This window comes from Bradyrhizobium diazoefficiens (genome assembly GCF_016616885.1).
In the GTDB taxonomy this organism is placed as follows: domain Bacteria; phylum Pseudomonadota; class Alphaproteobacteria; order Rhizobiales; family Xanthobacteraceae; genus Bradyrhizobium; species Bradyrhizobium diazoefficiens_F.
Genome location: NZ_CP067102.1, coordinates 3,705,260 through 3,731,149, shown reverse-complemented (window position 1 = coordinate 3,731,149; position 25,890 = coordinate 3,705,260). Strand labels below are relative to the sequence as shown.

The 25,890-nt window shown below is 64.7% G+C and carries 29 protein-coding genes and 1 pseudogene; 15 read left to right on the top strand and 15 right to left on the bottom strand.

Going from position 1 to position 25,890, the window contains the following annotated elements:
• Positions 1-37 precede the first annotated feature (37 nt).
• From JJC00_RS17180 to JJC00_RS17170, 3 genes are all read left to right on the top strand, one after another.
• Positions 38-478, top strand: coding sequence for an EamA family transporter (locus JJC00_RS17180; RefSeq protein WP_200473676.1), 441 nt, complete (start codon positions 38-40; stop codon positions 476-478).
• A 63-nt stretch (positions 479-541) separates the two neighbouring features.
• Entirely contained in the window at positions 542-1,819 is a 1,278-nt protein-coding gene (locus JJC00_RS17175; protein ID WP_200473675.1) for an MFS transporter, read from the top strand.
• Positions 1,820-1,841: 22 nt separating this feature from the next.
• Positions 1,842-3,092 carry an arsenic transporter gene (locus JJC00_RS17170; RefSeq protein WP_200473674.1) on the top strand — a complete coding sequence of 417 codons (1,251 nt, stop codon included), beginning with the start codon at positions 1,842-1,844 and terminating at the stop codon, positions 3,090-3,092.
• A 9-nt stretch (positions 3,093-3,101) separates the two neighbouring features.
• Here the strand turns inward: JJC00_RS17170 and JJC00_RS17165 are convergent, their stop codons facing one another.
• Both JJC00_RS17165 and JJC00_RS17160 read right to left on the bottom strand, forming a co-directional pair.
• Positions 3,102-4,466, bottom strand: coding sequence for an MFS transporter (locus JJC00_RS17165; protein WP_200473673.1), 1,365 nt, complete (start codon positions 4,464-4,466; stop codon positions 3,102-3,104).
• A gap of 24 nt (positions 4,467-4,490) precedes the next feature.
• Entirely contained in the window at positions 4,491-5,258 is a 768-nt protein-coding gene (locus JJC00_RS17160) for a GntR family transcriptional regulator (RefSeq protein ID WP_200473672.1), read from the bottom strand.
• 178 nt (positions 5,259-5,436) lie between these two features.
• Between JJC00_RS17160 and JJC00_RS17155 the strand changes: the two genes are divergently transcribed.
• Genes JJC00_RS17155 through JJC00_RS17145 form a run of 3 tightly spaced genes read left to right on the top strand, consistent with a single transcriptional unit; the run spans position 5,437 to position 8,473 of the window.
• Positions 5,437-6,636 carry a mandelate racemase/muconate lactonizing enzyme family protein gene (locus tag JJC00_RS17155; RefSeq protein WP_200473671.1) on the top strand — a complete coding sequence of 400 codons (1,200 nt, stop codon included), beginning with the start codon at positions 5,437-5,439 and terminating at the stop codon, positions 6,634-6,636.
• 12 nt (positions 6,637-6,648) lie between these two features.
• On the top strand, positions 6,649-7,416 hold the full coding sequence (locus JJC00_RS17150) for an SDR family oxidoreductase (protein ID WP_200473670.1): 768 nt from the start codon (positions 6,649-6,651) through the stop codon (positions 7,414-7,416).
• A 22-nt stretch (positions 7,417-7,438) separates the two neighbouring features.
• Positions 7,439-8,473: an L-idonate 5-dehydrogenase gene (locus tag JJC00_RS17145; RefSeq protein ID WP_200473669.1), complete on the top strand. Its 1,035-nt coding sequence runs from the start codon at positions 7,439-7,441 to the stop codon at positions 8,471-8,473.
• Here JJC00_RS17145 and JJC00_RS17140 read toward each other — a convergent pair.
• On the bottom strand, positions 8,470-9,333 hold the full coding sequence (locus JJC00_RS17140; protein WP_200473668.1) for a DUF3280 domain-containing protein: 864 nt from the start codon (positions 9,331-9,333) through the stop codon (positions 8,470-8,472). The genes JJC00_RS17145 and JJC00_RS17140 overlap by 4 nt on opposite strands.
• Positions 9,334-9,520: 187 nt before the next feature.
• Between JJC00_RS17140 and JJC00_RS17135 the strand changes: the two genes are divergently transcribed.
• Both JJC00_RS17135 and JJC00_RS17130 read left to right on the top strand, forming a co-directional pair.
• The gene (locus JJC00_RS17135; RefSeq protein WP_200473667.1) at positions 9,521-10,906 is read left to right on the top strand and encodes a sensor histidine kinase; all 1,386 of its coding nucleotides are present in this window, start codon (positions 9,521-9,523) and stop codon (positions 10,904-10,906) included.
• Entirely contained in the window at positions 10,903-11,556 is a 654-nt protein-coding gene (locus JJC00_RS17130) for a response regulator (protein ID WP_200473666.1), read from the top strand. The genes JJC00_RS17135 and JJC00_RS17130 overlap by 4 nt, the downstream gene beginning before the upstream one ends.
• Positions 11,557-11,577: 21 nt before the next feature.
• Here JJC00_RS17130 and JJC00_RS17125 read toward each other — a convergent pair whose 3' ends face one another.
• Complete coding sequence (locus tag JJC00_RS17125; RefSeq protein ID WP_200473665.1) at positions 11,578-12,561, bottom strand: VOC family protein; 984 nt, start codon at positions 12,559-12,561, stop codon at positions 11,578-11,580.
• A gap of 160 nt (positions 12,562-12,721) precedes the next feature.
• On the opposite strand from JJC00_RS17125, the gene JJC00_RS17120 reads away from it, so the two are divergent.
• The gene (locus tag JJC00_RS17120; RefSeq protein WP_200473664.1) at positions 12,722-13,510 is read left to right on the top strand and encodes a DNA-binding transcriptional regulator; all 789 of its coding nucleotides are present in this window, start codon (positions 12,722-12,724) and stop codon (positions 13,508-13,510) included.
• 2 nt (positions 13,511-13,512) lie between these two features.
• Here the strand turns inward: JJC00_RS17120 and JJC00_RS17115 are convergent, their stop codons facing one another.
• Both JJC00_RS17115 and JJC00_RS17110 read right to left on the bottom strand, forming a co-directional pair.
• The gene (locus tag JJC00_RS17115) at positions 13,513-13,767 is read right to left on the bottom strand and encodes a hypothetical protein (RefSeq protein WP_200473663.1); all 255 of its coding nucleotides are present in this window, start codon (positions 13,765-13,767) and stop codon (positions 13,513-13,515) included.
• Positions 13,768-13,808: 41 nt separating this feature from the next.
• The gene (locus tag JJC00_RS17110) at positions 13,809-14,498 is read right to left on the bottom strand and encodes a TetR/AcrR family transcriptional regulator (RefSeq protein WP_246774237.1); all 690 of its coding nucleotides are present in this window, start codon (positions 14,496-14,498) and stop codon (positions 13,809-13,811) included.
• 155 nt (positions 14,499-14,653) lie between these two features.
• Between JJC00_RS17110 and JJC00_RS17105 the strand changes: the two genes are divergently transcribed.
• From JJC00_RS17105 to JJC00_RS17095, 3 genes are read left to right on the top strand one after another with little or no spacing between them, the layout of a single operon-like run.
• A complete protein-coding gene (locus tag JJC00_RS17105; RefSeq protein WP_200473662.1) occupies positions 14,654-16,150 on the top strand; it encodes a bifunctional 3-(3-hydroxy-phenyl)propionate/3-hydroxycinnamic acid hydroxylase in 1,497 nt (498 codons plus the stop codon).
• Positions 16,151-16,174: 24 nt separating this feature from the next.
• Positions 16,175-17,026: a fumarylacetoacetate hydrolase family protein gene (locus JJC00_RS17100; RefSeq protein WP_200473661.1), complete on the top strand. Its 852-nt coding sequence runs from the start codon at positions 16,175-16,177 to the stop codon at positions 17,024-17,026.
• Positions 17,027-17,068: 42 nt separating this feature from the next.
• Positions 17,069-18,280, top strand: a complete 1,212-nt coding sequence (locus tag JJC00_RS17095; RefSeq protein WP_200473660.1) for an ABC transporter substrate-binding protein — start codon at positions 17,069-17,071, stop codon at positions 18,278-18,280.
• Here JJC00_RS17095 and JJC00_RS17090 read toward each other — a convergent pair whose 3' ends face one another.
• From JJC00_RS17090 to JJC00_RS17080, 3 genes are all read right to left on the bottom strand, one after another.
• Positions 18,281-19,123, bottom strand: a complete 843-nt coding sequence (locus tag JJC00_RS17090; protein WP_200473659.1) for a hypothetical protein — start codon at positions 19,121-19,123, stop codon at positions 18,281-18,283. It abuts the gene before it with no gap.
• Positions 19,124-19,329: 206 nt separating this feature from the next.
• Complete coding sequence (locus tag JJC00_RS17085) at positions 19,330-19,821, bottom strand: SRPBCC family protein (RefSeq protein WP_200473658.1); 492 nt, start codon at positions 19,819-19,821, stop codon at positions 19,330-19,332.
• Between the two features lie 2 nt (positions 19,822-19,823).
• A complete protein-coding gene (locus JJC00_RS17080) occupies positions 19,824-20,228 on the bottom strand; it encodes an ArsR/SmtB family transcription factor (protein ID WP_200473657.1) in 405 nt (134 codons plus the stop codon).
• 282 nt (positions 20,229-20,510) lie between these two features.
• Between JJC00_RS17080 and JJC00_RS17075 the strand changes: the two genes are divergently transcribed.
• Complete coding sequence (locus JJC00_RS17075) at positions 20,511-21,581, top strand: serine hydrolase (protein ID WP_200473656.1); 1,071 nt, start codon at positions 20,511-20,513, stop codon at positions 21,579-21,581.
• An 82-nt stretch (positions 21,582-21,663) separates the two neighbouring features.
• Here JJC00_RS17075 and JJC00_RS17070 read toward each other — a convergent pair.
• Positions 21,664-22,026: pseudogene (locus tag JJC00_RS17070) on the bottom strand (SDR family NAD(P)-dependent oxidoreductase); the annotation flags it as partial.
• 158 nt (positions 22,027-22,184) lie between these two features.
• Between JJC00_RS17070 and JJC00_RS17065 the strand changes: the two are divergent.
• A complete protein-coding gene (locus JJC00_RS17065) occupies positions 22,185-23,027 on the top strand; it encodes a GNAT family N-acetyltransferase (protein ID WP_200473655.1) in 843 nt (280 codons plus the stop codon).
• 78 nt (positions 23,028-23,105) lie between these two features.
• On the top strand, positions 23,106-23,501 hold the full coding sequence (locus JJC00_RS17060; protein WP_200473654.1) for a hypothetical protein: 396 nt from the start codon (positions 23,106-23,108) through the stop codon (positions 23,499-23,501).
• A gap of 25 nt (positions 23,502-23,526) precedes the next feature.
• Here JJC00_RS17060 and JJC00_RS17055 read toward each other — a convergent pair whose 3' ends face one another.
• From JJC00_RS17055 to JJC00_RS17035, 5 genes are all read right to left on the bottom strand, one after another.
• The gene (locus JJC00_RS17055; RefSeq protein WP_200473653.1) at positions 23,527-23,976 is read right to left on the bottom strand and encodes a hypothetical protein; all 450 of its coding nucleotides are present in this window, start codon (positions 23,974-23,976) and stop codon (positions 23,527-23,529) included.
• 193 nt (positions 23,977-24,169) lie between these two features.
• Entirely contained in the window at positions 24,170-24,460 is a 291-nt protein-coding gene (locus JJC00_RS17050; RefSeq protein WP_200473652.1) for a hypothetical protein, read from the bottom strand.
• 20 nt (positions 24,461-24,480) lie between these two features.
• Positions 24,481-24,819, bottom strand: a complete 339-nt coding sequence (locus JJC00_RS17045; protein ID WP_246774236.1) for a curlin — start codon at positions 24,817-24,819, stop codon at positions 24,481-24,483.
• Positions 24,820-25,003: 184 nt separating this feature from the next.
• Positions 25,004-25,414, bottom strand: a complete 411-nt coding sequence (locus JJC00_RS17040; protein WP_200473650.1) for a curlin — start codon at positions 25,412-25,414, stop codon at positions 25,004-25,006.
• A 44-nt stretch (positions 25,415-25,458) separates the two neighbouring features.
• Positions 25,459-25,851, bottom strand: a complete 393-nt coding sequence (locus tag JJC00_RS17035; protein ID WP_200473649.1) for a curlin — start codon at positions 25,849-25,851, stop codon at positions 25,459-25,461.
• Positions 25,852-25,890 lie beyond the last annotated feature (39 nt).

Below are 25,890 nucleotides of genomic sequence, written 5' to 3'. Positions count from 1 at the left end.
GCGCTAAAATCGTCGCAAACCAACGGATACTTCCCCCATGAAACCCGCCCTCTTCTCCGCCTGGCAGACCTGGGCGCTGCTCTCCGCCTGCTTCGCCGCACTGACCGCGATCTTCGCCAAGGTCGGCGTCGAGAACATCAATCCGGACCTCGCCACCTTCATCCGCACCGTCGTGGTGCTGATCGCCTTCTCGATGCTGTTGTTCTTCACTGGCCAATTCGTCGTGCCCGCGGCGGTGTCGCCGAAGACGTGGCTGTTCCTGGTGCTGTCGGGGCTTGCGACCGGCGCGTCATGGCTTTGCTATTTCCGGGCGCTGAAGCTCGGCCCCGCGACGCTGGTGGCGCCGATCGACAAGCTCAGCGTCGTGCTCGTCGCTCTCTTCGCTTTCGCTTTTCTCGGCGAGCGGCCGACCGCACAGGGCTGGATCGGGATCGCCATGATCGGCGCCGGTGCGGTGCTCTTGGCGGTAAAGTTCTGACGAGGAACAAAATTGCCCCGACATCAGTTTCTGCTGGGTCAGTTGCGCCTGATCGAGACACCGATGTCGAGCAAAAACCCCGATCAGGCAAGGCAGGCCGGCCGTGCGCTGGATGCCGCGAACTTCTTCCTTGCCGATGTCCGCGACGGGCTCGGCCCCTATCTCGCCGTCTATCTCCTCACCGAGCAGCACTGGGACGAGGCGCGCATTGGCCTCGTGATGTCGATCGCGACCATCGCCGGCATCGTGGCGCAGACTCCGGCTGGAGCCCTGGTCGATGCGACACGGGCGAAGCGGACGGTGATGGTGGTTGCCGCCATTATGGTGACATCAGCCTCGTTGTCGCTACCACTGTTTCCCAGCTTCGGGCGGGTCGCAATCTGGCAAGGCATCGCGCAGGCCGCCGCTGTCGTCTTCCCTCCGGCAATCGCCGCCGTCTCGCTCGGCATCTTCGGCCATGCCGCCTTCACCCGGCGGATCGGACGCAACGAGACTTTCAACCACGCCGGCAATGCGGTCGCGGCCGGGCTTGCGGGCGTGTCCGCTTACTGGTTCGGCCCGACCGTCGTATTCTATCTCCTCGGCACCATGGCGATCGCGAGCCTCGTCAGCATCCTGGCGATTCCCGAACGTGCCATCGACCACGACCTTGCCCGCGGGCTGCACGATGCGGAGACCGGCAGCGATCAGCCATCCGGCGTCGGCATTCTGCTGACCTGTCGCCCCCTGCTCATCTTCGCGATTTGCGTGGTGCTCTTTCATCTCTCCAACGCGGCGATGTTGCCGCTGGTCGGGCAGAGGCTCGCGCTCCAGGACAAAAACATGGGCACCAGCCTGACGTCGGCCTGCATCGTCGCCGCGCAATTGGTGATGGTGCCGTTCGCGATGCTGGTCGGGGCAAGTGTCGACCAGTGGGGCCACAAGCGCTTTTTCCTCGCCGCGCTCCTGATCCTGCCGATCCGGGGCGCGCTCTACACGTTGTCGGACAATCCGTTCTGGCTGGTCGGCGTGCAGCTTCTCGACGGCGTCGGCGCCGGCATTTTTGGCGCGATCTTCCCCGTCATCGTCGCCGACCTCATGCGCAACACCGGTCGCTTCAACATCGCGCAAGGCGCTGTGATCACCGCCCAGAGCATCGGCGCGGCCCTGTCGACGACGCTGGCCGGCTACGTTGTGGTGGGTGCCGGTTACAGCGCAGCCTTCATCACCCTCGGCGCGGTCGCGGCGATCGGCGCCGTCATCTGCCTCCTCGCTCTCCCCGAGACGCGGCAAATCGCCGATCGCAGCCCGCGCCCGCGGGAGAAGACACCAGCATCAGCTTCCGCTATCGCTGCCGAATGAATCCACTGCAAAAGGGTTGAACGTGCCGTCTCACAACATCTGGGCCTGGAGCATCATCGTCGCCGCGACCGCAGGCGTCATCATCCGCCCTTTTCGCCTGCCCGAGGCAATCTGGGCCGTGCTCTGCGCCACGGCGCTGGTGCTGCTCGGTTTCCTGCCGTGGCAGGATGCACTCACCGGCATCGAGAAGGGCATCGACGTCTACCTCTTCCTGATCGGCATGATGCTGATCGCCGAGCTGGCGCGGCTGGAAGGCCTGTTCGACTATCTCGCAGCCCTTGCGGTGGAATATGCCGCCGGCTCGCCGCAGCGGCTGTTCCTGCTGATCTACCTCGTCGGCACGGTCGTCACCGTCTTGCTGTCGAACGATGCCACCGCGATCGTGCTGACACCGGCCGTTTGCGCCGCGACGCGCGCGGCCGGCGCAAAACCGCTGCCTTATCTGTTCGTCTGCACCTTCATCGCGAACGCCGCGAGCTTCGTGCTGCCGATCTCAAACCCCGCCAATCTCGTCGTGTTCGGCGCGCGCATGCCGCAGCTCACCGAATGGCTGCGCCTGTTCGCCCTGCCCTCGGCAGCCTCGATCCTGCTGACCTACATCGTGCTGCGCCTGACCCAGCACCGCGCGCTCAACGAAGAGACCATCGCGCGCCGCGTGCCGCATCCAAAGCTCGGCCGCGGCGGCAAGCTCACGGCTGTGGGCATCATCGCCATTGGCGTCGTGCTGGTCACGGCATCGGCGCTCGACAAGCAGCTGGGCCTGCCGACCTTCATCTGCGGCGGGGTGACGGCCGCCATCGTGCTGCTGATCAACCGCCAATCGCCGCTGCCCGTGCTGCACGGCGTGTCCTGGAGCGTGCTGCCGCTGGTCGGCGGGTTGTTCGTGATGGTGGAAGCGCTGGTGAAGACCGGTGTGATCGGGCAGCTCAGCGCACTCTTGCATGAAGCGGTCGCGCAATCCGTTCCGCAAGCCGCCTGGAGCGTCGGCATCGCGACTGGAGCCGCGACCAACATCGCCAACAATCTGCCGGTCGGTCTTGTTGCAGGCTCCGTCGCCGCCAGTGATCACCTGCCGGCAACGGTCGTCAGCGCCATCCTGATCGGCGTCGATCTCGGGCCCAATCTGTCGGTGACCGGATCGCTTGCGACCATCCTCTGGCTGGTCGCGTTGCGGCGGGAGAAGATCGAGGTCGGCGCGTGGCCGTTCCTCAAGCTCGGCGTGTTGGTGACGCCGCCCGCCCTGATCGCGGCATTGGCTGCCGCGATCAAGTGAGGAGCAAGATCAGTCGTTCTCGTAGCCGTAGACTTCTGGCAGGATGAAGATTGCGGCGAGCAATCCGATCAGCGGGAAGATCGCGACGAACAGCGTGGCGCCGGCCTGGCCGATCGCGGCGAACAGTGACGGGAACAGGAAGATCGCCAGGAACGACGGCAGCTTCACGAACATGTAGGCAAAACCGCTCGCCGTGCCGCGGTACTTCGGCTTGGCGACCATGGTCGGGATGGTCATGCAGTTCGAGGCGTCCCAGTAATGGCCCCACAGCATAGCGGCGGCCGCGAACGGCAGCAGCATCTTGTTGTCGGTGTAGAGCGCGAAGGCCGCGACCAGCAGCGAAGCCAGCACGATGCCGAAACCGGCAATGGCGATGCCGCGATGGCCGATCTTCGGCGTCAGCAGCGGCCCGACCCAGCCCGACAAGGCGGCGAAGCAGAACAGCGCCATCGTCACCAGATTGTTGCCGAGCACGCTCGACACGCCGACCATCACGAACAGCACCGGCAGATAGAACGCGAAGGTCGAGAACTCGCTGCCTTGCGCAAAGCAGGCGATCCAGCCGTAGATCGTGGCGCGCCAGCGGATCGGATCCTTCTTCAGATCGGCCAGGAAGGCGCGGGTCGAGACCTTCGGCACCACCACGTCCCGGTCCGGCAGCATGGCGAGATCGTCGTTGAACATCTCGCGCGCGACCTGCTTGGCCTCGCGGTAGCGTCCCTTCTGCACCAGCCAGACTGCGGTCTCCGGCACGTCGTGGCGCATGATCAGGATGATCAGTGCCGGCACCGCGCCGAGGCCGAGCGTCACGCGCCAAAGCATCTCATGCTGGATGTCGAGCAGCAGGAAGATGACGATGACGCCGATGGTCAGGACTTCACCGACCGCGAACATGAACTGCCAGCGGTTGCCCATGACCTCGCGCTCACCCTTGGCCATGGATTCCATGATGTAGGTGTAGCCGGTCGAGATATCTGAACCGAGCGGGATGCCGAGCAGGAAGCGGATCACGACGAGCCAGGTGACGTTAGGCACGAAAGCCTGCGCCAGCGCCAGCACGATGAACATCACCATCGTCACCAGGAACATCACGCGGCGTCCAATCTTGTCGGACAGCCAGCCGCCGAGCAACGCACCAATCAGCGCGCCGCCCTGCGTGCCGGCCGCGGCAAGGCCGAGCATCAACGGATCGGGATTGTACTGCTCCTTGATGAAGATCAGCACGAAGGCGATCGAATAGAGATCCCAGGCCTCGACCAGGATCGAGGCCATCATCAGCCAGCCGACCTTGTTGCCCTTGGGACTGTAATTGGTAATGAGGTAGCGGACCGCGGCTTCGCTTGCGGTCGGTTGTGGCACAGCCATCGTTGACATCTCTGGTCCTCTCTTCAAAACTCTTTACGCGCCGAGTAAGGGCTCGATGCTGCAGTCGAGCAGGCGCGGATCGATCCCCGCCTCCATGCCCGTGAACATCTCGTCCATGTAGTCGATCAGCGCATCGCTCGCCTTCACCGCATCCTCGACGCGACGGCCTGCGACGGCCGCGAGAATGGCGAGATGACGATCGATCGTGCCGGACAGATCGGTCTGTCCCGGCATGAAACGGTGATGGATGTAGCCGATGCGGCGATACAGCGTGTGCAGCGGCCGCAGCGTATGCACCAGGAACGGCTCGCCTGCGGCTTCCAGCACCAGCGCATCGATGCGACGGTCGATGCTGTTGAACTCGTCGAGGGTCAGGGTGGCGCGGCGCTCGCGCAGCAAACGCTCGATGTGCAGCGCCTGATTGCGGTGCGAGAGACTGGCACGATCGGCCGCAAGACGAACGACGAAGCGCTCCATATCACGGCGCAAGGCGAGCAGCATGCGCTCGCGCGCGAGATCGATCGGCGCGATGTGCAGGCCGTGGCGCGGGCGGATGATGATGAGCGTATCGGCGGAGAGACGATTGACCGCGTGGTGCACCGGCGTGCGCCCGAAGCCGGTGATCTGCTGCAATTCCAGCATGGTCATGAACTGACCGGGCTTGAGCTCGCAATGAACGAGCAGCTCCTCGATCTTCTGGTAGGCCAGCTCGAAGAAATTGAGACGGTTGCGCCGCGAGGGCTTGCCTTCGCCGTCGTCCTCGTTTCTCACCACCGCGAGCGCGCGCTTGCGCCGTGCCATCTCTGCCCTCCCGTCCGCCCGCGCACTCGCTGCAGGGCGACGCCTCATTTGTGGCACCCTTAAAACATGTTGTGATATATTACAAGCAAGCGTAAGACTTTCGCAGACGCGCCGCATGCTGCAGCGCAAAATGAAAACACGACCGGCGCGATGCGCCTGTGATGGGAGGACAATCGCCGTGAAGATCACGTCGATCGAGACGTTGCGCACCGAGGAATTCTCCAACGTCATCTGGGTGCGCGTTCACACCGACACGGGCATGATCGGTCTCGGCGAAACCTTCTATGGTGCTGGCGCAGTCGAAGCGCAGATCCACGACACCTTTGCCGGCCGCCTGCTCGGCCGTAATCCCCTGCACATCGAGGCGATCCATCGCGACATGCTGAACCTGCCGATGGCGCAGTCCTCGACCGGCGTGGAATATCGCGCAGCGTCGGCGATCGACATCGCGCTTTGGGACCTGTTCGGCAAGGTCTGCAATCAGCCGGTGCACCAGATGCTCGGCGGCCTCTGCCGCGACAAGCAGCGCATCTACAACACCTGCGCCGGCACGCAATATGTCCGCTCGACCAATATCAGCCCGGTCGCCAATTGGAATCTCGGTGCCGCCAAGGGGCCTTACGAGGATCTCGACGGCTTCATGCATCACGCCGACGCGCTCGCCGAAAATCTGCTCGAAAACGGCATCTCCGCGATGAAGATCTGGCCGTTCGATCCTGCGGCGCAGGAGAACAAGGGCCTCTACATCACCGCCGCGCAAATGAAGCACGCGATCGAGCCGTTCGAAAAAATCCGCAAGGCCGTCGGCGACAAGATGGAGATCATGGTCGAGCTTCATTCGCTGTGGAATTTGCCGACCGCAAAGCAGATCGCCCGCGCGCTCGAGCCCTACAAGCCGACCTGGTACGAAGACCCGATCCGCATGAACTCGCCGCAGGCGCTCGCCGAATATGCGCGCTCGACCGACGTCTGGGTCTGCGCCAGCGAAACGCTGGGCTCGCGCTTCCCCTACAAGGACATGCTCGACCGCGACGCCATGCATGTGGTGATGGCAGATCTGTGCTGGACCGGCGGCCTCACCGAGGGCCGCAAGATCGCGGCGATGGCCGAGACCTATCACCGGCCCTTCGCGCCGCATGACTGCATCGGCCCGATCGGCTTCATCGCCGCCATCCACATGTCGTTCAGCCAGCCCAACACGCTGATCCAGGAATCGGTGCGCGCCTTCTACAAGGGCTGGTACAATGAGCTCGTTACGACGATGCCAACGATCAAGGACGGCTATGTCTATCCGATGGAAGGCCCCGGCCTCGGCGTCGACCTTCTGCCTGCCGTCTTCGATCGCTCCGATCTGACCGTGCGTCGCTCCAACGTCTGAGGATTTTTTGAGATGAGCACCGCCCTCTTCGACCTTTCCGGCCGCACCGCGCTCGTGACCGGCTCCTCCCGTGGTCTCGGCCGCGCCATTGCCGAGGGCATGGCCAAGGCCGGCGCCAGGATCATCATCAACGGCGTGGATCCTGAGCGAGTCGAGCAGGCTGTCGCCGAGTTTCGCGCCGCTGGGCATCAGGCCGAAGGCGCCGCCTTCAACGTCACCGATGAGCCCGCGATCGTCGCGGCGTTCAACGATTTCGACAAAAAGGGCATTGCGGTCGACATCGTCGTCAACAATGCCGGCATCCAGCACCGCAAGCCGCTGGTGGAGTTCACCACCGACGAGTGGCGCAAGGTGATCGAGACCAACCTCACCAGCGCCTTCGTGATCGGCCGCGAAGCGGCCAAGCGCATGATCCCGCGCAAGCACGGCAAGATCATCAATATCGGCTCGCTCGGCAGCGAGCTCGCGCGCCCGACGATTGCGCCCTATACCGCGGCCAAGGGCGGCATCAAAAACCTGACCCGCTCGATGGCGGTGGAATGGGCCCAGCACGGCATCCAGGCCAATGCGATCGGCCCCGGCTACATGCTCACCGACATGAACGAGGCGCTGGTCAACAACACCGATTTCAACAACTGGCTGATGGGCCGCATTCCCTCAAAGCGCTGGGGCAAGCCGGACGAGCTGGTCGGCGCGGCGATCTTCCTCGCCTCGGATGCCTCCACCTACGTCAACGGCCAGATCATCTATGTCGATGGCGGCATGATCGCCGCGATGTAATCGCGAAACAGGGAACGAGACCATGCGCGCCGTCGTCATTCACGCCCCGAAGGACCTGCGGATCGACAACTATCCGGATACTGAGCCCGGCCCGGGAGAGGTTCGCGTCAAGATCGCCAATGGCGGCATCTGCGGTTCCGACCTGCATTACTACCATCATGGCGGCTTCGGCGTCATTCGCATCCAGCAGCCGATGGCGCTGGGGCATGAGATCGCCGGCGTGGTTGCGGCCGTCGGTGACGGCATCACCGGCGTCAAGCCGGGCACCCGCGTTGCGGTCAATCCGAGCCAACCGTGCGGCCAGTGCCTGCATTGCCAGGAAGGCCTCCGCAACCAGTGCCTCGACATGCGCTTCCTCGGCAGCGCGATGCGCTTTCCCCATGTTCAAGGCGGCTTTCGCGAGTTCATCACGGTCGATGCGACGCAGGCAGTGCCGATCTCGGACAAGCTGTCGCTCGCCGAAGCCGCGGTCGCCGAGCCGCTCGCGGTGTGCCTGCATGCCGGCAAGCAGGCCGGTCCCCTCCTCGGCAAGCGCGTGCTGATCACCGGCTGCGGCCCGATCGGCGCGCTGATGATTCTGGTGTCCCGCTTCGGCGGCGCATCCGAGATCGTCGTGACCGATGTTGTCGACGCACCGCTCGCGGTCGCCAAAACGCTCGGCGCCACGCATGCGATCAACGTTGCGACCAATGCCACCGCGCTCGATCCCTGGCGCGCCGGCAAGGGCGTGTTCGACACGCTGTTCGAAGCCTCGGGCAATCAGGCTGCGCTGCGCACCGCACTCGACGTGCTCCGTCCCGGCGCGACGCTGGTGCAGCTCGGCCTCGGCGGCGAGATGACGCTGCCGATCAATTCCATCGTCGCCAAGGAATTGCAGCTCCGCGGCACCTTCCGCTTCGATCCCGAGTTCGAGCTCGCGGTGCGGCTGATGGGCGAAGGCCTGATCGACGTGAAGCCGCTGATCACGGCGACCATGCCGTTCGAGAACGCGGTCGCAGCGTTCGAGCTTGCCAGCGACCGCGCGCAATCGATGAAGGTGCAGCTGACGTTCGCCTAGCGGCTCTCGATCAGCCGGTCGCTGACAAGCCGCACCGCCCCGCGCTTCCAGGAATAGTCGGCGCCCAGGCGCAGGCCGCTGTCGGCGCGCGCCAGCACCGCGCCGGTCCTGGTATCGCGCACCTGAAAGCCGAGCGTGTATTCGGTACGGCTGACCCGCCGCACCACGCCGATCAGCGACTGGTCCGCGCCGAGACTTTGCGCGATCGCCGCCTCGCAACCGCCGCAGTCCCGCAATGCATGCGCCTTCGCTGCCTCGCCGCCGACATCGACGATGCGGTAGCGGCCGGATTGACCGAGCGATTCGCGCACGCTGGCTGTGACCTCGGCGAGATATGACGCATCCGAAGTGGCTGAAGCACCTGTCGAGGCGGCGGTCGTGTCCTCGAGTTCGAAGTCGAACACGGCCAGCGTGACCGGCGCCGGTACGCCGAGCACGGCCATGATCTCGCGGGACACGAAGATCTCGGCGCGCTGCCATGATTCATCATTGTCGCCGCGGAAGGTGTAGAGCTTGTCCATCACGAGCTTTTTGGCGCCGACGTCGATGACGGCGACCTTGGCCCATTGCACCAGCGTGCTCGTCTTCTGGATGCCGCCGATGACCTTGAATGCCGCGCCGTCCTGGGCGGACGGCACCAGCCGGTAGCGCCGGTCCGCGCCGATGTCCCGCCTGAGCGCAGCCATGAACGCCTGCAGCCGCCGCTCGTGGGCGGCGCTCTGGTCGGTCGGCTCGGCCGAGGTATCGGTATAGCTGAAATCGTCGAGCGCAATGGCTGTGGTCTCAGCGGCCATGGCCCGGCCATCCAGCCCGGCCGCAAGAAGAACGAGGAAAGACAGCAACGACAGGGTACGGCGCATCGCGAACCTCGTATGATGGAAAGGCCGCAAGCTAGGCGGACGTTTGCTACGCCGCCGCCGTGGCTATCCCGACCGGCGCCGGGAAAATTTCACGACGTTGCACCGCAGTAAGGGTGCCGCTTTCCGCCGCCTGCGTTCTGCCGTTTAATGCGGCGCCGACAATTCCGTTCGCGCCAGGTGCCCGCCGATGTGGAACCGCCCGAGATTCGATCTCAAGGTCCGTCTGACGTTGCGCGTGGCCGCGATATCGGCCGCCTGTTTCGCCGCGATCTCCGCCTATTTCCTGATCACGGCCGACCGCGCGGCCCATGCCCGCATTGACGGGATCGCGGCCATCGTGGCGAAGACGCTGGAGCTGCAACAGGGCAAAGTCCTGTGGGCGGCGAGCCCCCGCTCCGACTTTCCCAACCTCGACCCCGTCTCGGCCTATGTGATGACGCCCGGCCTGTGCCTGGCCTTCCGTGGCGTCAGCGGTGAGATGCTGCAGCGCTTCTGTAGCGGCGCGCCGATCCCGGAGGACCCGCCGCCGCAGATCTTCACGGCGTTCTACCACAGCCTGTTCGATCCCGGCCGCGAGGCCGCGCGGCCCGTGATCCTGCGCGGAACCAAGCTCGGCGAGGCCGTGGTCTCGGTCGATCCGGCCGTACAGACGGCGGAGGCCTGGCACGAGGCCGGCCGCCTGATGCTCGCACTCGCGATCGCACTGCCGCTGTTGTGCGTCCTGGTCTATGCCGCACTGGCCCGCGCACTGCGCCCGACGCGCATGATCCGCGCCGGCCTCGAGCGGATCGCTGCGAACGACCTCACCGCGCGGCTGCCGCCGTTCGATCTCGCCGAGCTCTCCGCCTTGCGCGACGTCTTCAACCATCTCGCCGAGAGCCTCGACACCGCGCTGGCCGAGCGCGCCGAGCTGACGCGAAAACTGATCGCGCTCCAGGATGAAGAGCGCCGCCACCTCGCCCGCGAGCTGCACGACGAGTTCGGCCAGTCGCTCGCCGCCATCCGCGCGCTCGCCTCCTCCGCCCGCCAGACTGCCGCGCAGGACTGCCCCTCCTTGCTTGGCGAGTGCGACGGCATCGCACGGACCGCAACCGGCATGATGGAGACGCTGCGCGGCGCGCTGTTCCGGCTGCGTCCGCCTGACGTCGAGGAGCTCGGTCTCGTCGCCAGCCTCGAAGGCCTCGTTGCCGGCTGGAACGGACGCAGCCACGGCGAGACCCGTTTTTCGATCCGTTTCGACGGCACGTTCGAGACCCTGCCGGCCACGATCAGCGCCAACCTCTACCGCATCGTGCAGGAAGCGCTCACCAACGCTGCCAAGCATGCCGACGCCACGAAGGTAAACCTCGAGCTGACCATGCATGCCGACGAGATCACGCTCGCCATCGACGATGACGGACGCTCGACCGATCCCGCGGCGAAATCCGGCATGGGCCTGCTCGGCATGCGTGAGCGCGTCGCGGCCTTGCGCGGCCGTTTGAGCTTTGAGGCCGGCCCGAACGGCGGCTCCGCGCTGCGCGTCGTCATTCCGCTTGCAGCCGCCAATCCGCAAGCGCTGGAGCACGCGGCATGACCGCGACCATTCTGCTGGTCGACGACCATTCCGTCGTCCGCGAAGGCTATCGCTCCGTGCTCGAGAAGCAGCCGGGCCTGCGCGTCATCGCCGAAGCCGGCGACGGCGCGGAGGCCTATCGCCTGTACAAATCCGAGGCGCCCGACCTCGTCATCATGGATCTCAGCATGCCCGGCATTGGCGGCGTCGAGGCTGTCAGGCGCATCAGGCAATGGGACAAGGCGGCAAAAATCCTCGTCTTCACCATGCACGAGAATGCCGGTTTTGCCGTGCAGGCCATCCGCGCCGGCGCGAGGGGTTACGTCACCAAGACCAGCCCACCGGAGACGCTGGTGCGCGCGGTGATGGACGTGCTCGCCGGCAAGATCGCGATCAGTCCCGATATCGACCACGAGCTTGCGCTGAGCCGGATCAGCGGCGAGAGCTCGGCCGCCGACGTGCTCACGCCGCGCGAGTTCGAGGTGCTGCGGCTGCTGCTCGCCGAAAATACGACGGAACAGATCGCCGCGACGCTCCACGTCAGCCCGAAGACGGTGGCGAATTTGCATTCGCTGATCAAGGACAAGCTCGGCGTCGGCTCCGACATCGAGCTGGTCCGGCTGGCGCTGCGCCAGGGAATCTTGACGCAGCTCGATCTCGGCGAGGCGTGACGCGTGCCCCGTGGCGGCGGATCATTCGCGCGCGATCACCTGGTCGAGCCACGCGCAATTCAGCGGCGGCACGCGCGGATCGGCAACGCGCACGCCGCGCGCCGCTGCATCCATCCGCATGTCGCGCAGGCGCTTGCGCTGCTCTTCCGGCATATAGAGCCGCTCGTGGCCCCACAGAGACGGGCCGTCAAATGTCTCGTGCGGCTGCCAGGTCTGGGGATCGATGATGCGACCGCCCCAGCCATATTCGATGAAGAAGCCGGACGGTGTATTCACATAGAACGAGGTCATGTGATCGTTGGTGTGCCGGCCCAGCGTGTAGACGACACGGCCGTCTTCGAGCTGCGCGAGGTCGTAGCCCTGCCCGACATCGTCGAGGCTGCCGAGCTCCACCATGAAATGATGCAGCGCCTTCCGTCCCGAGCCGACCATCGCAAAGGAATGGTGGCGGCCGTTGACGTGGAAGAAATAGAGGCCATAGGGCTTCAGTCCAAAATCGGAGACGTGGAAGCCGAGCACGTCGCGATAGAATGGCAGCAGCGGCTCGACATCTTCGACGTTGAGCACGACATGCCCCATGCCCAGCGCGCCAGTGCGAAAGCCCGAGATCGGCCGGCCCGGTTTAAAGGGTTCGGTCGCAAGGTCTGGCTTGCAAAAGGCTTCGAGTCGGTTTCCGGCCGGGTCCGCAAACGTGATCAGCTCCGCCACATGCCGCTCGTCAGCTAGCGCGCGCGAACCGCGCGTGACCTCGACGCCGTGACGTTCCAGCCGGCCGGCCAGCTGGTCCAGCTCCACGGTCGAGGGAACCTCCCAGCCCATCACCGCAAGGCCGGCATCGCTGCTGCCGTCGACGATCAGGCGCTGCTTGCGATCATCCATGCGGAAGGCGCGCATCTTGCCGCCGCGATCGACCTGCTGCATGCCGAGCAGTCCCGTCGCCATCTGTCCCCACTGGTCAAGCTGCGACGAGTTGATCCCGATATAGCCGAGCGCGGTGATTTCCATCGACGTTCTCCCAAGGGCATCGCACAAGGGCATCGCATCCGCTGCAGTGCGGCGAACTTGATACCGGCCGCGCACGATCCTACGGTGACGTCCCGCCATCGCGTCGCGTTCGCAAAGACGATAATCGCGAGGCCGGCAGCCACAAGGGAGGAAATACGAAGTGTCCAAGGAGCGGACGCGGAACGGCCAGCCGCGGCAGTCGGAGGGCGTCCGCGCCTTCAAGCGCGGGCTGGACGTGCTGCAGGAGGTCAATCGCTCGGGCGGCATCCGCGCCGGTGACGTCGCCCGCGCGCTCGACCTGCCCCGCCCGACCGTCTACCGGCTGCTCGAAACGCTGGAGGAGCTCGGCTATGTCGCCCGCAGCGCCAGCGACGACCGCTTTCGCGTCACCAGGCTCGCCCTGAGCCTCGGCGACGGCTACGACCCCGGCGTGGTGATCTGCCAGGCTGCCGCGCCTTGTCTCGCCGAACTCAGCAAGACCCTGGTCTGGCCGGTCGATCTCTCGACGTACGAGAACGCCGCGATGGTGGTGCAGGAGACCACCCATTCGCGCAGCCCGTTCTCGATCGATCGCGGCATGATCGGCAGACGCCTGCCGATGCTGCGCACATCTGCAGGCCGCGCTTATCTCGCCGCCTGCCCCGCGCGCGAGCGCGACCTCATCATCAGCCATCTCCGCCGCATCGACGAGGCCGACGACCGCCCCTTCCTCGACCAGGGCCGCCTCGACCAGATGATTGCTGAGACGCAGGCGCGCGGCTACGCGATCCGCAGCGAAGGCGAATACAATCCCAAGACTGCCTCGATCGCCGTTCCGATCGTTCGCAACAAGATCGTATTCGGTTGCATTTCAATCATCTGGATCAGAACCGCGCTCGCCATCGACAAGGCGATCGCCGACTTTGCCGCGCCATTAGGCGACGCGGCCGCCGCCGTCCCGGTCGAATGAGACTAATGGCTCCGCGCGGACGATGATCTTTGCGCCTGAGCGGACGCGTCGAATACGGCGCGACATTGCGGGCTGAGCCGGTCGAGCTGAGCCGCCATGCAGTCTCGGATTTGAGCGCGATCGGGAACATAGGCAGAGCAAAGACGCATCGCGTCGCCCATGCAGGCCTGGCGCTGCTCGGATTCACTCGGCCCGGCCTGAGCGAAGGCTGGCGTGATCGTGGCGCTCAACAGAAGGCAGGCGACGCGGAAATTCATGAATGCTCTCACTCTCAGGTTGGATTGTCGGCAAGGCGGGCTCACTGGGGTTTGACGCTTCGATCGGACGGCGGAAGGTGAAGGAACGTCGTCACCGTGGTCTCGATCAGCAGCGCACTCGACGCCTCAACGTCGATGTCGGGCGCAAGCTGTTTGAGCAGCACGGGAGCCGCGGGAGGCTGATTCAGCGCGGCATTGAGCAGCGCAAAGAACAGCGCCGGATGACTGCTGCGGATGATGCCGGCTTCAATGCCGGCCACGAAGAGCTCTCGAACGGTCTCATAGGCCGGACGCAGCAGTCGTTCGGTCACGAGCACAGCGCGCTCCGGCGCTTCCGCGCCGTGCCGGACGACAAAGTCCCTGACATCCGGATGCTCAGCATAGAAAGCGCCGATCGCCACGATGACGTCGCGCAGCCGATCGCCGAGCGGGCGGCTGGAATCGGCCGCGATCGCGCGAATGCTGGCCATGGCAGGGATCGCAACCGCCACGATTTGCGCCAGACAGGCCTCCCACAGCGCCGCCTTGTGGCCGAAATGAACGCGAACCAGGTTGGGGCTGACCTGGGCGGCGGCGGCCACGCTGCGCAGATCGGCGCCATCGAAACCGTGGCTGGCGAATGCGCTGGTGGCGGCGGCCAGCAGCGCCTGCCGGCCGTCCGGCATGTCCTTGCTTCGGCGGCCCTTCGGTCGAGAGGGCGGTGCCTTTTGCCTTTTCGTCGTGGCGATCATCGCCTTCCTTCATATATATTCACTTGTACATATAATGACAGCGCACGATTGGCAAGAGGTTTCGCTCGCCCGCAAAGCGGCCGACGTCCGTCCGCTGGGCGGACACTTGGGACGCCGGCGTTGAAGAGCCGGGCATGGCTGGGAGAGATAGCGCCATGCAGGATAAATCCGCCCCCGAGGAGTTTGACGTCGTGATCGTCGGTCGTGGCCCGGTCGGCGCGACGCTCGCCAATCTGCTCGGCCTCTGCGGCGTGCGGACGCTGGTGCTGGAGCGCGAGGCGCGGACCTATCATCTGCCGCGGGCGGTGCATTTCGATGACGAATGCATGCGGGTGTTCCAGACCCTGGGCCTCGCCGATGCGATCCTGCCGCATGTCATCCTCAGCCCCGGCATGCTCTTCCTCGACGCCGACGGCAAAATGCTGCTGGACTGGTCGCGCCCGCAGACGCTGACGCCGATGGGTTGGAATCTCAGCTACCGCTTCCACCAGCCCGATCTGGAGGACGTACTGATCGCCGGCCTCGCACGCTGGCCGCACGTCAGCTTGCGCAGCCGCTGCGATGTATTCGCGCTCGATCAGAACGAGAGTGGCGTACGTGTGCGCTACGAGGACCTCTCCAACGGCAAGCTGAGTGAGGCCCGCGCCGGCTATGTGATCGGCTGTGACGGCGCGCGGTCGCTCGTTCGCCGCTTCATCGGCTCGGGGATGGACGATCTCGGCTTCCACGAGCGCTGGTTGGTGGTCGATGTGCTGCTCAAGCGCGCCCGCAACGATCTCGGCGATTACAGTCTCCAGCACTGCGATCCCAGGCGGCCTGCGACCTATGTCCGCGGCACCGGCACCCGGCGGCGCTGGGAGATCACTGTCCTCCCGGACGAGGATTCGCAAGATGTGGCGCAGCCAGCAAAGGTCTGGGAGCTGCTGTCGCGCTGGATCACGCCTGACGACGCCGAGCTCGAGCGCGCCGCGGTCTACACCTTTCATTCCGTCATCGCGCAGCAATGGCGCAACGGCCGGCTACTGCTTGCCGGCGATTCCGCACATCAGACCCCGCCCTTCCTCGGCCAGGGCATGTGCGCTGGCATCCGCGATGCCGCCAACCTTGCCTGGAAGCTCGCGAGCATCATTCGCGACGGTGCGGCAACCGATCTGCTCGACACCTATCAGAGCGAACGCCAGCCGCATGTGCGCGAGTTCATCGAGCTCGCCATTCGCTTGGGCGGTGTCATCAACACCAAGGCGATCGAAGCCGGCCTTGCCGCCGGGCAGGCGCGCGAGAATGCGCCCGTGAAACTCGAGGTGAAAAAGCCCCTGCTCGGCCCCGGGCTCGCGCTCAGCGACCTGCCCCTCGCCGGCCATCTTGCGCCGCAGTTTGCGCTACGAGACGGCAGCCGTGGCGACGACCGTCTCGGCTACGGCCATGTCCTCCTCGTCGAGAGTGCGACGCGTCTCGCTCTCTCGCAGGCCGAGTTCAAAACCCTGACCAGCGACGATGCCGAGGGCATCGGACCCTGGCTCCGCGAGCACGGCATCACCGCCGCGCTGGTTCGCCCCGACCGTTACATCCGCGGCACCGCCCGCAACGACGCCGAGCTCGACCGGCTCATCGCCGCCATCACACCTCCAACCCACGTGCCGTCCGCGGCCTGACCGAACACTTCTCAAGGATATCCCATGAAGCTGCTCTCTTTCATCGCCAACGGCCGCGCCTCCTTCGGGGCCGCCAAGGACAATGGCGTCGTCGATCTTGGCGCACGCATGGCGCCCTGCACCACGCTGCGGCAGTTGCTTGAAGCGGGGCGCGTGGCCGAGGCGGCAAAGCTGGTCGCGTCCACGGCGCCCGATCATGCGCTCGACAAGATCAGCTTCGCGCCCGTCATCCCCGATCCCGGCAAGATCATCTGCGTCGGCCTCAACTATCGCGACCACGTCGCCGAGACCGGCCGCACCGTCACCGAGAAGCCGGCGCTGTTCGTCCGTTTCCCCTGCAGCCAGGTCGGCCATCTCCAGCCCATCGTGAAGCCTGAGGTGAGCGACGATTTCGACTATGAGGGCGAGCTCGCGCTCGTCATCGGCAAGGCGGGCCGCCATATCTCAGCACGCCGCGCGCTCGACCACATCGCTGGCTATGCCTGCTACAACGAAGGCAGCATCCGCGACTGGCAGCGCCACACCAGCCAATTCCTCTCCGGCAAGACCTTCGCGGAAAGCGGCAGCTTTGGCCCGTGGCTGGTGACGGCGGACGAGATCCCCGATCCGTCGAAGCTCACTCTTCAGACGCGGCTGAACGGCACGATCGTGCAGGATACAACGACGGATCTCCTGATCACCGCCATTCCCGAGCTGATTGCCTATATCTCGACGATCTGCCCGCTTGTCCCCGGCGACGTCATCGTCACGGGCACGCCCGGCGGCGTCGGTGCCAAGCGCACGCCGCCGCTGTGGATGCGCCCCGGCGACACCGTCGAGGTCGAGATCTCCGGCATCGGCATTTTGCGCAACAAGGTCATCGCTGAGGCGGCCTGACCCACCGCGACCGATCCATCAACGATAAAATCAGGAAACGCCATGGCCAATCTCCGCAACCCATCCACCGCCATCCTGCTGATCACGCTGGCACTCGCGGGCCCCACCGCGCGCGCCGAGATCAAGGGCGGTGCCGTCCGCATCGGCGTCCTCACCGACATGAACGGCATTTTCGCGACCGCGATGGGCCCTGGCTCGGTCGAGGCGGCGCGGATGGCGGCGGAGGAGTTCGGCGGCAAGATCAACGGCAAGCCGATCGAGATCCTGCAGGCCGATCACCAGAACAAGCCGGACCTTGCGGCATCGCTCGCGCGAAAATGGTTCAGCGACGGCGTGCAGGCGATTGCGGACGGCGGCAGCTCGGGCGCGGCGCTCGCCGTGCAGGAGCTCGTGCGCGGCAACGGAAAGATCTTCCTCGTCTCCGGCGCCGGTGCCAACCAGCTGACCGATGACGCCTGCGCGCCCAGCAGTGTGCAGTGGACCCAGGACGCCTACTCCACGGCGACAGCCGTGGTCTCCGGCATCATGCGGACCAGCAAGGAGCCCTGGTTCTTCATCACCGGCGACTACGCCTTCGGACATTCGATCGAGGCGACCGCGCGCGACCGTATCGCGGCGCTAGGCGGCAAGGTGGCCGGCGGCGTCAAGGCACAGCTCGGCACGCCCGACTACAGCTCCTTCCTGCTGCAGGCGCAGTCCTCGGGCGCAAAGATCCTCGCGATCAATGTCGCCGGCGACAACGCCACCGCGATCAAGCAGGCGGAGGAGTTCGGCCTTGCCGACCAGGGCATCAAGATCGTACCGATGTCGTTCCAGAACGTCGATATCGAGGCGGTTGGCCTCAAGGCCACGCGCGGCGATCTCATCGTCACCTCGTTCTTCGAGGACGTCTCGCCGGCGGCCCGAAAGTTCTCCGATGCGTTCTTTGCCCGCCGCAAGGCGATGCCGTCCCAGATCCAGGCCGGCGTCTATTCCGCCGTGCGCCACTACCTGCAAGCGGTGAAGGACACCGATTCAGACGACGGCGCGACAGTGATGGCCAAGATGAAGACGACGCCGGTATCGGACGCCTACACGCCCAACGGCCGCATCCGCGAGGACCAGCGCATGGTCCACGATCTCTATCTGGTGCAAGTCAAAACGCCCGAAGAGTCCAAGGGGCCGTGGGACTTCGTCAAGCTGGTTGCGACCATCCCGCCAGACCAGGCCTTCCGCCCGCTCGACCGCAGCAAGTGCGGCCTGGTCGGCAAGTAATCAGGCCAGATAGCGCGTGAGATAGTCTTCCATGGCGTAGAGCGCGCAGAGCGCGAGGCTCGACCAGACGGCGGCGCTGAAATACAGGAACATCCAGGTCAGTTCGCCCTTCCAATGCGCGATGTCGTGGGTCACCACCCAACGCGTCGAGACGTCATGCAGGCCTTCGAGGAAGCCGAGGAACCTGCCGCCCTCTTTATGCCCCGCCCGCCAACGGCTGAGATACATCGGCACGTCGACGGTGACGAGGAAGGCGAGGAAGCATGCGATGCCGATGATGCCGGCGATCAGTGCCCAGCGCACCGGGCCCTGGAATTCCGGCATCAGCCGGCACAGCGCGATGCCGGCAAGGAAGAAGGTCACCGCCCACAGCGAGTTCTCGATCGCGTTGAACAGGAAGTTGGTGGTGACGACCGCGTACCAGGAGAAGCACTCCGCGATGATGATGATCGGCACGATCACGAGCGCGATGTTCACCGCGGTCTCTGCGCCGGTCATGCGACCGAGCTGATGCAGGATGATCGCCCATTGCGCGACGAAACACAGTTCGGCCACGGTCGCGACGGTGCGGCCGACGAACACGCTCGACAGCCAGGTGTCGAACAGGCAGATGCGCTGCACGTCGGCGCGCGGCAGCACCGAACGGAAGGCGCAGCCGAACACATAACCCGCGCAAAGCAGGAACATCAGGCCGATATCCGAGCCGCCGCCGACGCTGCCGGCAACCGTCGGATAGAACTCGCGGTACAGCATGAACCAGACGAGGATATTGGCTGCGCTGACCAGCGTCAGGGAACCCCACCACCACGCCAGGGGATTTGACCGCGCCTGCCACTGCAACATGAATCGCTCCGCCGTAGTCAACATGACATTCAACGGTAGCAATTCTGTCATAAATCTGCAGAACAGCGCGACAAAAATCTGCGTGACGGCACTGTCATAATTCGCCTGCGCGCTGTCATAATCGCGAAGGCGACCGCTCTCCCCACTTGCTCCCAAGCTTGTCCCGGGGGCGCCACTGCGACGGCCCCCGGAATCACGCGGGTCAGTTATTTCTTCAGCCCGCCGACATAGGCCGCGAGCTTGTCCAGCGTCTGGTAGCCGTATTCGACGGCGCCGAAGCCGATCATACCGTCGCGCTGCTCGGTGCTCGCTGCCAGCTGCCGCATCATCAGCACGGTCTTGCCGTTGCTCTGCTCGGCAAAGGTGATGGTGAAGCGGAACATGCCGGGATCATCGTCCTGGTCGAGGCCGTGGTCCATCTCCATGAAGGACGGCCGCTCGATGCGGCGGAAGCGCATGCGGTTCGGATAGACGGTGCCGTCCGGGCCGATCATGTTGAAGCGCCAGACACCGCCGACGCGCACGTCGATCTCGAAGGTCTCGATCTTGAATCCCTTCGGCCCGAACCATTGCGGCAGGTGCTTCGGATCGGACCATGCCTCGAACACCAGATCGCGCGGCGCGTCGATCACGCGCGACATGACGATCTCGCGGTCGATCGACCATTGCGACAGGGCAGCGTTGGCAGCATTCGTCATCGTCAGGTACCTTTCCGTTTGCTTGGCTTGTTGGTGGTCTTGTCGGCCGTCTTGGCCGGCCGCTTGGCAGCCGCCCTCTCCTTCTTGAGCTTCATCACATAGGCTTCGAACCGGTCGAGCCGCGCTTCCCAGATCGCGCGCTGGTGCTGGAACCAGTCTTCCGCACCGACGAGCGCATCGGGGCTGAGGCGGCAGGTGCGCACGCGGCCGGATTTCTCCGATTGCACGAGCCCGCTCAGCTCCAGCACTTGGATGTGCTTCATGAAGCTCGGCAGCGCCATCTCAAAGGGCCCGGCGAGCTCGCCGACCGAGGCCTCGCCGGCGCACAGCCGCATCACGATGGCCCGCCGTGTCGGGTCGGCGAGCGCTGCGAAAACGTGGTCGAGTTGGGATAATTGGTTAGCCATGAAGCTAACTATAGGCCCACCGCCATCCGGCGTCAATGATTGTTAGCCCAAAGGCTAAGTAATTTTAGCCGCTCCATATGGAACCGCAACGCGCAATCGTGAATTGGACGCTGCACCCGCCCCGCTAAGATGGTTACCGGGGGCGCATCGCATCATTCACCGGATCACGTGCCGCCTGTTGTCATCTCCCCTCAAATCACCCGGCGAGCCCTCGCCCGCGCCGCGCTTGTTCCTTTTGCGGTCGCGCTCACCCGGCCACGCCCCGCATCGGCGGATTCGGACATGATTGCGCAAATGCGCGACATCGTCGCCACCGAGCTCGCGCCCACCGCGACGCCGGAGCATCCCGGCGGCCTCGCGGCTGCGCTCTATGCCGGCCGCCATGTCGAGTTTTTCACCTACGGCTTCGCCGACGACGCCACCAAACAGTCGGTGACGCCGGACACGCTGTTCAACCTCGCTTCCTTGCGAAAACCGTTCGAGGCCACGCTGGCGGCGCTCGGCACGCTCCGCGGCGATCTGCGGCTCGACGATCCCCTGGCGAAATATCTGCCGGAGCTCACTGGCGACTATGTCCGCCGCGTCACCGTCGGCGAGCTCGCCACGCACACCTCTGGCCTCTTGTTGCCGACCGATCATCCGCCGTGGCCGAACGACTCCTACTCCCAGGCGCAATTCATCGCGATGCTCAACGCCTGGACGCCGCCCGCGGACGTCGCACCCGGCAAGCAGCGCATCTACAGTCATGCCGCTTACGTGCTGCTGCAGCTCGTGCTCGAGCGCTGCTATCGCACGCCGATCGCAAGGCTGATCGAGAGCCGCGTGCTCGCGCCGCTCGGCATGCACGCGACGTTCCTTCCCGAACGCGGACCGGATAGCCGCGCGATCATGGACGACGCCGTCATGCGGCGCATCGTGCAGGGCTATTCCGACCAGGGCAGCGCGATCGGCCCGATCGGCAACCAGCAGAGCTATTTCGATTTCCCCGGTACCGGCCAGATGCTCTCGTCCGCGCGGGATCTTGCGACATTCGTCGCGGCCTGCGTCGACGGCCGCGCGCTCGATCCGCATTTGCGCGAGGCGCTGCGAATGACACAGCGCGAAAGTTTCCGCGTCGACCAAAGGTTCGGCCAGGCCACCTTCGGCCAGGCCATGGCCTGGGAGACCGTGCACCTTCCCGGCGTCACAATCGTCGACAAGCCGGGCGGCCTCAACAACGCGTCGGGTTATATCGGCCTCGTACCGGCCCACCGGATCGGCATCGTGCTGCTCGCCAATCGCGGCGAATATCCGCACGAGATCGCGCGTTACAAGATCCTGCCTACGCTGGCCAAGCTCGTAGCCTCGCACTGAACCTGCCAACCAAAGCAGAAAGCCCAGCTGAGCCGGGGCTTTCCACACCAGATTCGGAACGGGATGTCGCTCAGTACCTGGCGATGACCGGTCCGCCGAGCCGGGTCGGACGGATCACGTTGAGGAGATACGTATCGAGGCCTGTGTGCCACTGCTCGTCGGTAATCTCCGTGATCGCCGCGCGCGGACCGTGGCCGGCGCTGTTGACGAGCACGTCGATGCGTCCCCATTTCGCGAGCGCGCCGTCGACGAGGCGCTTCAGATCGTCATTGGACTTGTTCGAGCCGGTCACGCCGAAGCCGCCGAGCTCGGCTGCGAGCGCCTCGCCCTTGCCGGAGGACGACAGGATGCCCACGCGAAAGCCGTCGGCCGCGAGCCGCCGCGCGGCCCCTGCCCCCATGCCGCTGCCGCCTGCGGTGACGAGTGCGACCTTCTCTGCTGCCATGACCGATCATCCCTGTGATAACGTTGAGTCGAACCGAAGGTTAGCCTGTCATCAGGCCTTCTACAGCCAGACTTGCTCGCAAACCAGACTTGCCCGCAAACCAGTCTTGCCCGCAAACGAGACTTGCCCTCAAGTCCATCGCCACGAGGCCGCGCCACATGAGCGATTTGCAGATCCGCAATTTACGTCCCGAGGAGATCTCCCTCGCGATCGACTGGGCCGCGGCGGAGGGATGGAATCCCGGCCAGCGCGACGCCGCCTGTTTCGCAATCCCGGACCCGCAAGGGTTCTTCGTCGGCGAGATCGACGGCGAGCCGGTCGCGACCGTCTCCTGTGTCAATTACGACGACCGCTTCGCCTTCCTCGGCTTCTACATCGTGCGCGCAGGCTTCCGTGGCAGAGGTCACGGCCTGCGCATCTGGAACGCCGCGATCGCGCATGCGGGCTCGCGCGTGATCGGCCTCGACGGCGTCGTGGCCCAGCAGGACAATTACAAGAAATCAGGATTCCAGCTTGCTTACGCCAATATGCGCTATGGCGGCACCATCGCCGCACCACCGAAGCCGCCGGCCGATGTCGTTGCGCTCGACACGATCCCGTTTGCGGATATTGAAGCCGACGACACCACGGTCTTCCCAGCCCCGCGCGCGGCTTTTTTGCGTGCCTGGATCAACTCGCCGGGCCATGTCGGTCGCGCACTGCTGCGCGATGGCAGGCTCGCCGCATGGGGCGTGATCCGCCCCTGCCGGACGGGCCACAAGATCGGCCCGCTGGTAGCCGATGACCGCGCAACGGCGGTCGCCGTCCTGCAGGGTTTGCTAGCCGGTCCCCGAAGCGGCGAAATTGTCCTCGATATCCCCGCAGTGAACCGCGATGCTATTGCGCTTGCGGAATCCCTCGGCCTGGAGCCGACATTCGAAACGGCGCGAATGTACACTGGACCGATCCCGTCACTGCGGCTCGACCGCGTGTTCGGCGTAACCAGTTTTGAACTGGGCTAGTACGACTTTGAATTTAGCAATGCCGGCTTGAAATTTGTAATCCTTTTCACGTTCCCCGCTGCGACGCAGCGTATATTCATGTTGCATCCGGCGATTTTGCCGCGCGGCTCGACAATCATTTTTCTGACCATCGATATTCATTCGAGAGAGGATTTCATGACCGAACTCAGAAGCAAGGCGCGCCCTTCCCAGGACACGACCCGCGACATGCAGCGTCCCGCACTCGCGGCTGCGTTGGTGCTCGCCGTTGTGACGGCCTTTGGGCTGCAGACGCTGTTCGTCTCGGGTCCCGCGCTCCGCGAGTCTGCCGAGGCGGAGCTGGCGCGCGTCATTGCGGATGAGGATCGAGACGTCTGCGGCCAACTAGGGCTGCGTCCGGATACCGCCCCGTTTGCGGCTTGCAGCCGCGAGCTCGCAAACGTCAGACGGAAGCAATCCGACCGCGACCATGCGGCCGCGGCGGGAATTCTCTAACGCCTTGTGTGACGCGGTAGATCGCTCAGTAGCAACGCATGATGTTGACGGTGTGCTCGCCGCCACCGCGGCCGGGCACCGTCACCTGCTCCGTCGGGCAGCTCGGCACATAGGGCCGGTCGGACGGCACGACGTTCGGCGGGAAGCGATGCGCCCAGTCCCAGGGAACGTCATAGGTGTAGGTATAGCGAACGTCGTTGGTGACAGGCTGCCCGGCATCGACGAAGGGCTGGCTGTAGGCTGTGCCGTCGTTGAAGAATCCGCCTCCGCCTGGCCAATAGACAAATGAACTGTTCCGACGGTGAAACCGCGCGCCCGGCGCGATCGGCGGGCGTGCCGCAGCCGGCGGCGCGGCTGCAGTCACCATGCCATGCGGGGCGGCGCCGCCCGGTCGTGCAAAACTGTCGCTGGGGCTAAGGAGCAGCGCGGCTGCGCTGAGCGAGGCGAGCAAGGCCCCATTTGATCTGGACATCATGATACGCACCAACTCGTTTGGCTTCGCAGATAGCGGCTCCCCACCGCACGCTAGGCCGGGCTGTCGCCCACCCGCAAACGTATAATTAATTGTTGGTTAAGGCACGGGATTAACGGGGAACCGGATGCGGCAGAACGCCCGGGATTTCCAGCCATTTGAGAGATCTGGTTCCCACGGAATGCGCCTTCGCGCGTCAGCGACCCTGCTGCTTGCGCAGCCAGTCCAGCATGTCCTGCGCGTTTCCGGTGCCTTGCGACACGATCGCGGTATTGCCGCCGCTGCGGCGATAGACCGTGGTGCGGCCCGGCTCCTTCTCGACCTTGACCTCGGCCTGCGCCGGATCGCCACTTTGCGTGATGACCGCGGTTCCATTCTCGTCCTGGACCACCGTGGTGTGACCGTCACCGGTCTCCCCGGCGCCGGCCGGCGCCATAGCAATTGCGGTCATGAAGGTCATTCCGGATGCGAGCAGGAGGAATTTCATGTCACACCTCTTCATCTCGATCATCGTCCGAACTGGAAGATGGCCAGCCAGTTGAAGCGTCCGAACTGCCTGACCGCGCCGGTATTCATGTCACCGACCTGAAGCAGAAGCGCATTGGTCGAATTGCCGACCTGGGTGATGTTGGCGATGTTGCTCACGCCCGACTGCCCGATCAGTGCATTGGTCGTCGTCCCGACCTGAATCACATCGACATAGTTGCGCGTCCCGTTCTGGACAATCGTCGCATCGACCGTACCCGTCCCGATCTCGATCACGCGCGCGATATTGATGCGGCTATTCTCCACGATCGTGACCGGCTGCGGATTATTGCCGAACTCCACGACCGTCTCGATGCTCACGTTCCTGTTGGTCCAGGCAGACGCGAGCCCACCAATGGCTGGCGATGGCCTGGATCCTGCGGATGCCTCCGTCGCCACGCTGACGACGGCGGACAATACCGCCAAAGCCAGGAACTCTCTACCATATCTCATCACCCTGCCTCATCAACACGTCACATCTGGTGACAGCGAGTTCGTGCGCAGCTCAGTGACCGGTCTGGTTCACCGTCGAGAAGTTGATCGCGCCGAATTGCGCGATCGCTGCCGTATTCATGTTGCCAAGCTGCGACACGAGGCTCGTCGCCGACTGGCCGGTCTGCCCGACAAAGGCAAAATTGTTCATGCCCGCCTGGCCGACCGAAGCCGATGTCGTCCCGCCGAATTGCAGGACGCCGACCGCATTGTTGGTGCCGTTCTGGGCCACGGTCGCACTGGTGTTGCCGCCAACCTGGAATATGCCGACCATGTTGAGCGAGCTGCTCTGGTTCACGACAACGGGGGGCCCGTTGACCGAGACGATCGTCTTGATGTCGGCGCCCTGCGCCCGCGCGGGGCTGTTCGCGGCGAAACAGGAGACGAGAACCACTGTCGCAACGACCAGAAGATGCTTGTTCATTATATGCCTCCACAATATTTGCCGAGTCACCACACGATCTCAGGTCACGGAGCCTGCTGCAAAATCGTGGAGCCGTTCAGAATGCCAAGCTGGGATACCCCGGCGGCGTTGTTCAAACCAATCTGGCCAATCAAGCTCGTGTTGGCGCCTCTGACTTGGCCAGCCGTAGCGATATTGGTCGCGGTAGGCGTCGTGCCGCCTTGTCCAATCGTCACTGAATTGACCGAAGAGAACGAACCGAGTTGCACGCTCGATGCCTGGTTGAAGGCCCCGAATTGCAGCGTCGTCGCAGTGTTGTTCACCGGGCCGGTCTGCGTTGTGGACGAGAGATTTGTCGTACCGAATTGCAACACGCTGATCGTGTTGGCGGCTTCGGCATCGGCAGAAGCCAACGCGCTGAGCATGGCTGCTGTTGCGAGTAGATAGTTGATCCGCATGTGAGTTTCCTCCGCTAGGAGCAGCTATTCGATCCGCCA